The sequence below is a fragment of the Vulcaniibacterium gelatinicum genome, assembly GCF_008033445.1.
Classification (GTDB): Bacteria; Pseudomonadota; Gammaproteobacteria; order Xanthomonadales; family Xanthomonadaceae; genus Vulcaniibacterium_B; species Vulcaniibacterium_B gelatinicum.
The window spans coordinates 154,479-165,000 of the sequence record NZ_VNKO01000005.1 but is presented as its reverse complement, the minus strand read 5'-3'; the positions used below and the strand labels follow the sequence as shown (position 1 = coordinate 165,000).

The 10,522-nt window shown below is 70.2% G+C and carries 7 protein-coding genes, 2 rRNA genes and 1 other RNA gene (1 of these 10 running past the window's edge); 2 read left to right on the top strand and 8 right to left on the bottom strand.

The window, feature by feature from the left end:
- Nucleotides 1-1,341 (top strand): 23S ribosomal RNA (locus tag FPV26_RS04950); it begins 1,597 nt to the left of the window's first position.
- A gap of 136 nt (nucleotides 1,342-1,477) precedes the next feature.
- A 5S ribosomal RNA gene (rrf, locus tag FPV26_RS04945) occupies nucleotides 1,478-1,590 on the top strand.
- A 112-nt stretch (nucleotides 1,591-1,702) separates the two neighbouring features.
- On the opposite strand, the gene FPV26_RS04940 is transcribed toward rrf, so the two are convergent.
- The 8 genes from FPV26_RS04940 to FPV26_RS04905 form a co-directional block, all read right to left on the bottom strand.
- Nucleotides 1,703-3,181: a DNA polymerase Y family protein gene (locus FPV26_RS04940; protein ID WP_147652606.1), complete on the bottom strand. Its 1,479-nt coding sequence runs from the start codon at nucleotides 3,179-3,181 to the stop codon at nucleotides 1,703-1,705.
- A 155-nt stretch (nucleotides 3,182-3,336) separates the two neighbouring features.
- On the bottom strand, nucleotides 3,337-3,984 hold the full coding sequence (gene rpiA / locus FPV26_RS04935; protein ID WP_147652605.1) for a ribose-5-phosphate isomerase RpiA: 648 nt from the start codon (nucleotides 3,982-3,984) through the stop codon (nucleotides 3,337-3,339).
- A 13-nt stretch (nucleotides 3,985-3,997) separates the two neighbouring features.
- On the bottom strand, nucleotides 3,998-4,465 hold the full coding sequence (locus FPV26_RS04930) for an EVE domain-containing protein (protein ID WP_147652604.1): 468 nt from the start codon (nucleotides 4,463-4,465) through the stop codon (nucleotides 3,998-4,000).
- Complete coding sequence (locus tag FPV26_RS04925; protein WP_147652603.1) at nucleotides 4,462-5,052, bottom strand: 5-formyltetrahydrofolate cyclo-ligase; 591 nt, start codon at nucleotides 5,050-5,052, stop codon at nucleotides 4,462-4,464. Before FPV26_RS04925 ends, FPV26_RS04930 begins: the two co-directional genes overlap by 4 nt.
- A 56-nt stretch (nucleotides 5,053-5,108) precedes the next feature.
- Nucleotides 5,109-5,292: non-coding RNA, 6S RNA (ssrS, locus tag FPV26_RS04920), on the bottom strand.
- A gap of 81 nt (nucleotides 5,293-5,373) precedes the next feature.
- Nucleotides 5,374-5,673, bottom strand: a complete 300-nt coding sequence (locus FPV26_RS04915) for a cell division protein ZapA (protein ID WP_147652602.1) — start codon at nucleotides 5,671-5,673, stop codon at nucleotides 5,374-5,376.
- A complete protein-coding gene (locus FPV26_RS04910; protein WP_147652601.1) occupies nucleotides 5,670-5,894 on the bottom strand; it encodes a TIGR02449 family protein in 225 nt (74 codons plus the stop codon). The genes FPV26_RS04915 and FPV26_RS04910 overlap by 4 nt, the downstream gene beginning before the upstream one ends.
- A 54-nt stretch (nucleotides 5,895-5,948) precedes the next feature.
- Nucleotides 5,949-10,520: an EAL domain-containing protein gene (locus FPV26_RS04905; RefSeq protein WP_181952558.1), complete on the bottom strand. Its 4,572-nt coding sequence runs from the start codon at nucleotides 10,518-10,520 to the stop codon at nucleotides 5,949-5,951.
- Nucleotides 10,521-10,522 lie beyond the last annotated feature (2 nt).

Below are 10,522 nucleotides of genomic sequence, written 5' to 3'. Positions count from 1 at the left end.
GCTTCCAGGAAAAGCCCCTAAGCTTCAGCTGACGCAGACCGTACCGAAAACCGACACAGGTGGGCAGGATGAGAATTCTCAGGCGCTTGAGAGAACTTGGGTGAAGGAACTAGGCAACATGGCACCGTAACTTCGGGAGAAGGTGCGCCCCTTGGTGTGGCCACGTGCGTGGCTGGGCACCGAGGGGCCGCAGTGACCAGGCCGCTGCGACTGTTTATCAAAAACACAGCACTCTGCAAACACGAAAGTGGACGTATAGGGTGTGACGCCTGCCCGGTGCTGGAAGGTTAAGTGATGGGGTCAGCCGCAAGGCGAAGCTCTTGATCGAAGCCCCAGTAAACGGCGGCCGTAACTATAACGGTCCTAAGGTAGCGAAATTCCTTGTCGGGTAAGTTCCGACCTGCACGAATGGCGTAACGACAGCGGCGCTGTCTCCACCCAAGGCTCAGTGAAATTGAAATCGCTGTGAAGATGCAGCGTTCCCGCGGCAAGACGGAAAGACCCCGTGAACCTTTACTACAGCTTTACACTGAACGTTGAGTTCGTCTGTGTAGGATAGGTGGGAGGCTGTGAAGCGCAGGCGCCAGCTTGCGTGGAGCCAACCTTGAAATACCACCCTGATGTGCTTGACGTTCTAACCTGGGCCCGTGATCCGGGTCGGGGACCGTGTATGGTGGGTAGTTTGACTGGGGCGGTCTCCTCCCAAAGCGTAACGGAGGAGCACGAAGGTACGCTCAGCGCGGTCGGACATCGCGCACTGTGTGCAAAGGCATAAGCGTGCTTGACTGCAAGATCGACGGATCAAGCAGGTACGAAAGTAGGTCTTAGTGATCCGGTGGTTCTGTATGGAAGGGCCATCGCTCAACGGATAAAAGGTACTCCGGGGATAACAGGCTGATACCGCCCAAGAGTTCATATCGACGGCGGTGTTTGGCACCTCGATGTCGGCTCATCACATCCTGGGGCTGTAGTCGGTCCCAAGGGTATGGCTGTTCGCCATTTAAAGTGGTACGCGAGCTGGGTTCAGAACGTCGTGAGACAGTTCGGTCCCTATCTGTCGTGGGCGTTGGAGATTTGAGGGGGGCTGCTCCTAGTACGAGAGGACCGGAGTGGACGAACCTCTGGTGTTCCGGTTGTCACGCCAGTGGCACTGCCGGGTAGCTATGTTCGGAAGCGATAACCGCTGAAAGCATCTAAGCGGGAAGCGCGCCCCAAGATGAGATCTCCCGGGACACAAGTCCCCTCAAGGAACCATCAAGACCAGGTGGTTGATAGGCAGGGTGTGTAAGCGCAGCAATGCGTTGAGCTAACCTGTACTAATGATCCGTGCGGCTTGACCATATCACTCCAAGCCAACTCGGCCGGACCCCACACGTCCGACCACAGCCTCACACCACACGTCGAGGCCTTCCTCGTTCGCTACGTCCCACCCCATGCGAGGCGGCGCGGCCCCAGACCCGCGACCCTCCACCCCCTCCCTGGCGACCATAGCGTTGTGGCACCACCCGATCCCATCCCGAACTCGGAAGTGAAACGCAACCGCGCCGATGGTAGTGTGCATCCGCATGCAAGAGTAGGTCATCGCCAGGGCCTTATCCCCAAAACCCCGCCACACCATGGCGGGGTTTTCTTTGGGCCGGCGGAACGCAAACCGGTCGTGCCGCGGCAACCAAGCCGCAGCAGGCGGCAGCCGCGGCCGCGGTCAGAACAGCGTCGGCTGCTCGGAAGGCTTCGGGGCGGGACGCGCGGGTTGCCAGCCGCCGGCGCCGGCTTTGGGCTGCGCGCCGGCCGGCGTGGCGCCGCGGCGGGTGCGGGCGTCGCGGTGCGCGGCTTCGGCGAGGACCTTGAACTGGCGCTCGCGCAGCAGCCACAGCGTGTGGGCCGCGTCGAGCTCCTGCGTCCCGGCGTGGCGGTGCGGGGCCACGTCCTCCTCGAGCGGGACCTCGGGGATCTTGGAGAACGGGATCCGCATCGGCGCGGCCTCGTGCGCGAGCGCTTTCTGCATCGAGCCGAAGTACATGGCGTTGTTGCCGTAACGGCGGTTGATGCGGTCGAGCACCGCACTCGTGCGGCGGTTGCGGTCGCGGGCGTCGAGCAGCGCGCCGGTGACGCTGCCGGCGGGCTCGAGATTGACCAGCGTGACCGCGACCGACAGCGGTGGGTGCCGGCGCGGATCCCAGCGGCCGCGCCGGCGGGCGCGCTCGAGCGCGCCGAGCTGCTCGCCGAGCAGGTGCAGCAGGGTCGGGGTGTCGTCGAGCGGGGCGAAGGACAGGTCGCGCTCGAAGCGGGCGTCGAGACCGACGAAACGGATCCGGATCGCCATGCCGGCGGCGAGGTAGCCCTCGTGGCGCAGCCGCATCGCGGCCTTGGCCAGCAGCTTGACCAGCACGCTGCGCGCGCCCTCGAAGCTGCGCAGTTCGGGCCCGAGCACGTGCGAGTGGCCGATCGAGCCGCGCCGGGTGGCGCGCTCGGGGACGTCGTGGCCGCGCAGCAGCAGCCAGTAGCGTTCGCCCTCGCGGCTGCCCCAGGCGGCGCGCAGGTGCTCACGGGTGGCGGCGGTGAGCTGGGCGACGGTGCGGATGCCGGCGCGGTGCAGGCGCTGCTCCATCGAGGGACCGATGCCGCACAGGTCGCGCAGGTCGAGGCCATGCAGGGCGTGCGGCAGGTCGCCCTGTTCGATCACGGTCAGCCCGTCCGGCTTGTGCATGTCGGAGGCGGTCTTGGCCAGGAACCGGTTCGGGGCGATGCCGATCGAGCAGCGGATCGCGGGACTGAAGCCGCGTTCGGCCAGGGTCTGCTTGATCCGGCGCGCGATCGCCTCGGCGTTGGCGCGTTCGCGCTCGCGGCCGATCAGGCGGCACGGCACCTCGTCGATGGACAGCGGCGCCTCGTGGGGGATGCAGTCCTGGATCGCCGCCATCAGCCGGTGGTGCAGCTCGACGTAACGCGCCGGGCGCGCCTGCACCAGCATCAGGTCCGGGCAGCGTTCGAGTGCTTCCCGCACCGGAGTGCCGGTCTTCACGCCATGGGCCTTGGCTTCGTAGCTGGCGGCGATGCAGCAGGTGGTGGGCGCCATCACCGGCACCACACCGACCGGGCGGCCACGCAGGCGTGGTTCGTCGTACTGTTCGACCGAGGCGAAGTACGAATCGAAATCCACGAACAGGCAGCGCAGGGTCACGGCGGCGGTCCACGCGCGGGGAACCAGTATCGCGCCGCCGCGTCGCAGCGGCGGATGCGACGTCCACAGTCTCCCGGAAGCGTGTCTCCGCAGTTGAGACGTGCCTCATCCGCAGGCAGAGGGCCGCGCCCTCGCCGCATCGGGAGCGGTGGCGATCAGAGCACCTGCGGCGGCTCCCCGCCGACGATCACGACGTCGGCCGGGCGGCGCGCGAACAGGCCGACGCTGACCACGCCGGGGATCTGGTTGAGCTCGCGTTCCATGCCGACCGGATCGGTGATGGCGAGGTGGTGGACGTCGAGGATCCAGTTGCCGTTGTCGGTGACCACGCCGTCGCGCCATACCGGCTGGCCGCCGGTCAGGCGCAGGATCTCGCGCGCGACCAGGCTGCGCGCCATCGGGATCACCTCCACCGGCAGCGGGAAGCGGCCGAGCACGTCCACGCGCTTGCTCGGGTCGATGATGCAGACGAAGCGTTCGCTGGCCTCGGCGATGATCTTCTCGCGGGTGAGCGCGGCGCCGCCGCCCTTGATCAGGCGCTTGTGCGGGTCGCACTCGTCGGCGCCGTCCACGTACAGCGGCAGCGGACCGGTGGCGTTGAGGTCGAGCACCTCGATGCCGTGCGCGCGCAGGCGTTGCGTGCTCTGCTCGGAGCTGGACACCGCGCCGGCGATGCGGTCGCGGAAGCGGGCCAGGCCGTCGATGAAGTAGGTCACGGTGGAGCCGGTGCCGACGCCGACGATCATGCCGTCGGCGACGTATTCGAGGGCCTTTTCGGCGGCCAGGCGCTTGGCTTCGGTCATGGGCGGGAATCCGTCATTCGAGGGACAGCAGCAGCCGCCATTGCGCCGGCGTCACCGGCATCACGGACAGGCGGTTGCCGCGGCGGAGCAGGGCGAAGTCCTCGCCGAGGGCGTCGGCGTGGCGCCGGATCTCCTCGAGCGGGAGGGTGCGGCGCAGCTTGCGTTCGAAGGCCACGTCCACCAGGTCCCAGCGCGGCTGTTCGCGCGTGCTCTTGGGGTCGTGGTAGTCCGACTGCGGGTCGAACTGGGTGGGGTCGGGATAGGCCTCGCTCGCGACCCGGGCGATGCCGACGATGCCGGGCTCGGCGCAACTGGAGTGGTAGAACAGCACGCCGTCGCCGATGCGCATCTGGCGCATGAAGTTGCGCGCCTGGTAATTGCGCACGCCGGTCCACGGCTCGGTGCCGACCCGGGCGAGGTCGTCGATCGAGAACGCGTCGGGCTCGGATTTCATCAGCCAGTGGCGGCGCGTCTTGCTCATGCCGGGATCGGGGGCAGAAGGGTGTCCTGTTCGCTGCAGACCGCGTCCAGCGCCACGTCCCAGTCGCGGGGTGCGAGCGCCTCGACCTGCTGCGCGGCGAACGCGGCGCCGACCAGCCACGGCGGGGCCGGGCGCTCGCGGCGGAACGCGAAGCTGCGATCGTACCAGCCGCCGCCCATGCCGAGCCGGTGGCCGCGGGCGTCGAAGCCCACCAGCGGCAGCACCACCAGCTGCATGTCCTCCGGCCGCAGCAGCGACTCCGGGGCGAGGTCGGGCTCGGGGATGCCGTGGCGGTTGGCGACCAGGGGATCGCCGGGGCGCCAGGGCGCGAAGCGCAGGCGGCCGTCCGCGTGCAGCACCGGCAGGCAGTACACGCAGCCGGGCGGCAGGCGCAGTTGCCACACGTGCAGCGCGATCTCGCCGTCCATGGCCCAGTAGCCGGCGACGTGGCCGGACTGGGGGGCGAACGGCAGCGCGAGCAGGCGTGCGGCCAGCGCTTCGGCGGCGGCGAGCCGCGCCGCGGCCGGAATGGCGCGGCGGCGTTCGCGCAGGCTGCGGCGCAGGGCGGTGCGCGCGTCTTGGTCCATGCGGCGGGGCGGGCGGCGACGGGGACGGGCACGCAGTGTAGCCGCCCGGAAAAAAGACATCCTCCGCCGTGACGATGCGCGCGAAACGACCTTGAACCCGAGGTTCAAGTGGGGAGGCTTGGCTGCCTTCGGGCTTTCCGCTCGTGGCGGACCTGCTCACCCGGCATCCGCTGCATCCCCATGGTCGTCGTTAAGGGACAAGGCGAATGTTTGCGCGCGCCGTCGGCACAGCAGAGGACGCGGCGAAAGTATAGCGCGCGTGCCGCGCGTGCCAAGTCCATTCGTCGGGGTCCTGCTGCCGGCGTGCGCGCCGCGACGCGTTCAGCGTTGTCCTGCGGCAGCGAACAGGTCGTCGATGCGGCGTTGCGCGTCGTCAATGGCGCGGCCGAGTTCGCGCTCGCGGCGTGCGGTGTCGTCGCGCAGCTGCAGCAGCTCGTGGGCGAGGTTGAGCGCGGCGAGCACCGCGAGGCGGTCGAGCGCGACCATGCGGTTGTTGCCGCGCAGCTCGCGCATGCGCGCGTCGAGCAGTTTGGCGGCGGCCATCAGGCCGTCGCGTTCGTCGGGCTCGCAGCCGACGGTGTACTCGCGGTCGAGGATGCGGACGCTGACCGGCTCGCTCACGTGTGCTGCTCCAGCGACTTCAGCCGGCTGATCATCGCCTCCACGCGCGAGCGCGCCTGCTCGTTCTTGGCCAGCAGCTGGGCGCGCTCGGCGGCGAGCTGCTCCTGCTGCTGGCGCAGGCTGCGGTTCTCCTCGGCCAGGCGCTGGGCGAGCGCGGTCAGCTGCTCGACGCGGGCGACGAGGGCACGCAGGCGGGCGGTGACGTCGGCGGCGGGATCCATGGGGGCACGATAGGCAGGGGGCGGGGGGCGGTCAAGGCGCGCCGCGGGCGGCGCTCAGGGAGTCGTGGCCGCGGTCAGGGTCGGGGCCCAGGTGCGGATGAAGGCCAGGCAGCGGTGGGCGTCGAGCGGGGCCGACAGCCAGTAGCCCTGGACCTCGTCGCAGCGGTGCTGGCGCAGGAACTGGACCTGGGCCTCCTCCTCCACGCCTTCGGCGACCACGTTCAGGCCCAGCGAGTGGGCCATGGTGATGACGGTGCTGGTGATCGCCTCGTCGTCGGCGTCGCGGGTCAGGTCGCCGATGAACTCCTTGTCGATCTTGAGCGTGTTGATCGGCAGCCGCTTGAGGTAGGCGAGCGAGGAGTAGCCGGTGCCGAAGTCGTCGATCGCCAGCTGCAGGCCGAGGTCGCGGAACGCGCGCAGGGTGCTGGCGGTGTGGGCCGCGTTGGCCATGATCACGCTCTCGGTCAGCTCCAGCTCGAGGTGCTCCGCGGGCAGGCCGGTCTCGTCGAGCACGCGCGCGACGGTGCTGGGCAGGTCCCCGCGCAGCAGTTGCAGGGCGGAGACGTTGACCGAGATGGACAGATGGTCCAGGCCGTGCTGGCGCCAGCGCTTGAGCGTCTGGCAGGCCTCGCGCAGGGCCCATTCGCCGATGTCCAGGATCAGGCCGCTTTCCTCGGCCAGGGGGATGAACAGCGACGGCGGCACTTCGCCGTGCTCGGGGCTGGACCAGCGCAGCAGCGCTTCCACCCCGGTGATCCGCGCCTGCGGCAGCGACAGGCGCGGCTGGAACACCAGCCGCAGCTCGTTGCGGTCGAGCACCTTGCGCAGCGCGGTGGCGATGGTGGCGCGGCGGCGGATGGCCACGTCCATGGCCTCGTCGTAGCGCATGTAGGTGCGGCGGCCGGCGGCCTTGGCCTGGTACATCGCGGTGTCGGCGTGCTTGAGCAGGTCGGTCGGCACCTGGGCGTGGTCGGGATAGAGGCTGATGCCGATGGACGGGGTGATGGCGACGTCGTGCTGGTCGTCGATGTCGAGCGGGGCCTCGAACGCGGTGATGATCTCGCGCGCGACCTTCTCGGCATCCTCGGCGGTGTCTATGTTCTCCAGCACCACGGTGAACTCGTCGCCGCCCAGGCGGGCGACGGTGTGCTGCGGGCCGACGGTCTGCTGCAGGCGCGCGGCCGCGGCGCGCAGGATGCGGTCGCCGGCGGCGTGGCCGAGCGAGTCGTTGATGTCCTTGAAGCGGTCCAGGTCGAGGAACAGCACCGCGATCCGGCTGCCCTGCCGGCGCGCGCGCACGATCGCGCGCGAGAGGCGCTCGGAGAGCAGCGCGCGGTTGGGCAGGCTGGTCAGGGTGTCGTAGTTGGCCAGGTAGCGCAGCTCCTGCTCGGCGCGCTTCTTGTCGGTGATGTCGGTGAGCACGGCGACGTAGTGGCTGCGCTGGCCGTTGGCGTCGAGCACCACACTGCTCTCGATCGCGCACAGAAACTCCTCGCCGTCCTTGCGCTGCTGCCACATTTCGCCCGACCAGCGGCCGGTGCGCTCGAGTTCCTGGCGCATCAGGCGGTAGAACTCGGGGTCGTGCTGGTGGCTGTCGAGCAGGCTGGTGGAGCGGCCGAGCACCTCGGCGTCGGTGTAGCCCGACATGCGGGTGAAGGCCGGGTTGACCGAGACGAAGCGGAAGTCGCGGTCGAACACCACCACGGCCTCGCTCATGCTGCGCAGCACCTCGGTGGAGATGCGGCGCTCGCGTTCGATCGTGCGGCTGTGGGTGATGTCGCGCGAGGTGCCGGCCACGCGCAGGGCGCGGCCGGTGGCGGGGTCGCGTTCGACCACGCGGCCGCGGGCGCGGACCCAGGTCCAGCTGCCCTGGTCGTTGCGTACCCGATGCTCGGACACGAACAGCGACGAGCGCCCCCGGAGGTGCTGGCGCAGCTGGTCGCGCACGCGCGGCAGATCCTCGGGATGGATCTCGTGGGTGCGCTCGGTGCTGCGGGTCACGGCGAACTCGTGGCTGGTGCGGCCGGCATCGTCAATGTGCAGGCGGTGCAATACGTGCGTGCGCAGATCGTAGTCCCAGAATTCCTCGCCGGAGGCCCACAGCGCCACGGTCAGGCGCTCCTCGCGCTCGCGCAGCTGGCGAAGATGCTCGCGTTCGCTGCGGCGCTGGCGCCACAGCAGGACGCCAAACCCGGACACGACAGCGAGCGCGAGCAGGGCGTAGGCGGCCAACGCAAGGGGGTGCCGCCACGGCGGCGGTGTCACCCGCAGCGGCAGCCGCAGTTCGGCTGGATTCCAGATCCCGTCGCGGTTGGTGGCCTGGACATGCAGGGTGTAACTGCCGGCGGGCAGACGGGTGTAGGTGATCTCGCCGAGGGTGCCGTTGTCGATCCAGTCGGTGTCGTAGCCGTCGAGGCGGTAGCGATAGCGGATCACGCCCGCGCCGGCCGGATCCAGCGCACCGACGCGCAGGCGCAGGATGGCGGCGGCCTCCCCCATCTCGATCCGCGCGTGCGGCGACCACAGCCAGTCCTCGGCGCCTTCCGCGCCAATGCGCACCGACAGCAGGCGCAGGGGGGGCATGTGGCGGCTGTCCTCGATCCGCAGCGGATCGAACAGGTTCAGGCCCCGGATGCCGCCGAACAGCATCCGGCCATCGCGCAGGACCAGGGTGGCGCCGCCGTTGAATTCGAGGTCCTGCAGACCGTCGCGCAGGCCGTAGCGGCGGATCTCGCCGGAGGCGGGCTGGAAGCGCAGCACGCCGGCGTCGGTGGCCAGCCAGAGGCGGCCTGCGGGCGCTTCCCGCACGTCGAACACCACCGGCACTGGCGCGTCGCCGAGCGCCGCGGCCAGCGGATGTTCGAAGGCGATGGCTCCGCCGCGCTCGCGCACGCGGCTCAGGCCGGCGTGGGTCGCGAGCCAGAGGGTGCCGTCGCTGCCCTCGCGCACCGCACGCACGATGTCGCCGGGGAGCGAATCCGGGCGGGTTCGGTCGTGGCGGAAATGCCGCAGCCGGTCGCGGCCGGGCTCATACAGGCCAAGACCGGCGGCGGTGCCGAACCAGACCCGTCCGCGCCGGTCCACGTGCACTGCGTGCACCAGCGCGCGGCTGCCGTTGCGCGCCTGCGGTGGGCCGATCGGCCGCAGCTCGCCGCGCAGCGGGTCGTAACGCAGCAGGCCCTGCGTCGAGGTGCCGATCCACAATACGCCGCCCGGGTCGCGGGCCAGGCTCCGGATCGCCAGGGCAGGCGCCTGTGGCAGCGGTACGTGCTTGAGCGCGCGGTTGGCAGGATCCAGCAGCAACAGGCCGCGGTTGGTGCCGAGCCAGGCCCGGTCGTTGCCGGCCGGTTCGATCGCGAGCACGCGCAGTGCCGCGCGCGGGGCGCCGCCGACAGGGGGCAGCAGCGCCGCCAGGCGTGGTCCGAAATCCTCCGCCGGCGCTTCCGGCCCGGGCATCCGCAGCAGGCGTCCGCCATCGGTGCCGAGCCACCATTGGCCGGTGGCGTCCTCGAACAGGGCGCGGACGCTGCTGTCCTCGCCGTAAGGGTCGTGCTGTTGCAGGCCGAAGCCGTACACGTAGCGGAAGCGGGTGCCGAGCGGATCGGTCACCGCGGCGCCACGCAGTTGCCCGCCGATCCACAGCAGGCCGTTGCCGCGATCGAGCAGCAGGGCGGTGACGCCGTCCTCGGGCAGGCTGGCGGGCACCAGCGGCATCTCGCGCAGTGTCTGGACGGTGCCGGTGGCCGGGTCGAAGCGGCGCAGTCCGGCGGGATAGACGGCGAGCCAGAAGCGGCGATCGGGAGCCTCCACGATCGCACGCACGTCGGGCGACTCGGCCTCGCCGGCGGTGGGCCAGATCCGGAGCAGGGTGCGGCCGTCGTCGCGCAGGCGGTGCAGGCCGTCGGCACCGCCGATCCAGAGCCGGCCGAGGTGGTCGAAGGCGAGGCTGCGCATCGCCGCCGCCGGGCCGATCCGTTCGATGCCCCCACGCGGGCCGATCCGGAACAGCCCTGCACCGCAGGCGAACCACACCGCACCATCGGTGCCGGCGAGCAGCGCCTGGCCAGGCAGGCCGCGCGGGTCGGGCACCGGGGACAGGCGCAGCACGCGCTCGCGTCCGCCGGTGTGCGGATCGAGCCGTTCCAGGCCAAACGCGGTGCCGACCCAGACGCGCCCGCCGTGAGCCAGCAACGCCAGTACCGGCAGCGGCTCGTGGCCGGGTGGCGGGTAGCGGCGGATGCGTCCCGTGCGCAGATCCAGGCGCGCCACCGACTGCGAATAGGTGCCGATCCATAGCGCGCTCGGTTCGGCGGCAAGGGCGGTGACGTAGCTTTCCGGGAGGCTGCCGGGATCGCGCGGGTCGTGGCGGAGCACCCGGTAGCGCTGGCCGTCGAAACGGTGCAGGCCGCCCTGGGTGCCGACCCAGACGAAGCCCTGCGCATCCTGGGCCAGGGCGGTGACGGTGTGCTGGGCGAGGCCGTGATCGGCGGCGAGGGGCAGGAAATGGAAGTCGCGGGTGGCGGCCGCGAGCGGCTGAGCGATGACCAGGAGCAGGAGCCATGCCGCCGCGCGGGGCGCACGCCGGAGCCAAGGCCGAAGCTGGCCGATGGAGAGCAGAACGCGCACAA

Coding starts and splice junctions, on each gene's coding strand:
- rpiA (WP_147652605.1), bottom strand. CDS start 3,984: ATGACCGAAGCCAAGCGCCTGGCCGCCGAAAAGGCCCTCGAATACGTC.
- FPV26_RS04930 (WP_147652604.1), bottom strand. CDS start 4,465: ATGAGCAAGACGCGCCGCCACTGGCTGATGAAATCCGAGCCCGACGCG.
- FPV26_RS04925 (WP_147652603.1), bottom strand. CDS start 5,052: ATGGACCAAGACGCGCGCACCGCCCTGCGCCGCAGCCTGCGCGAACGC.
- FPV26_RS04910 (WP_147652601.1), bottom strand. CDS start 5,894: ATGGATCCCGCCGCCGACGTCACCGCCCGCCTGCGTGCCCTCGTCGCC.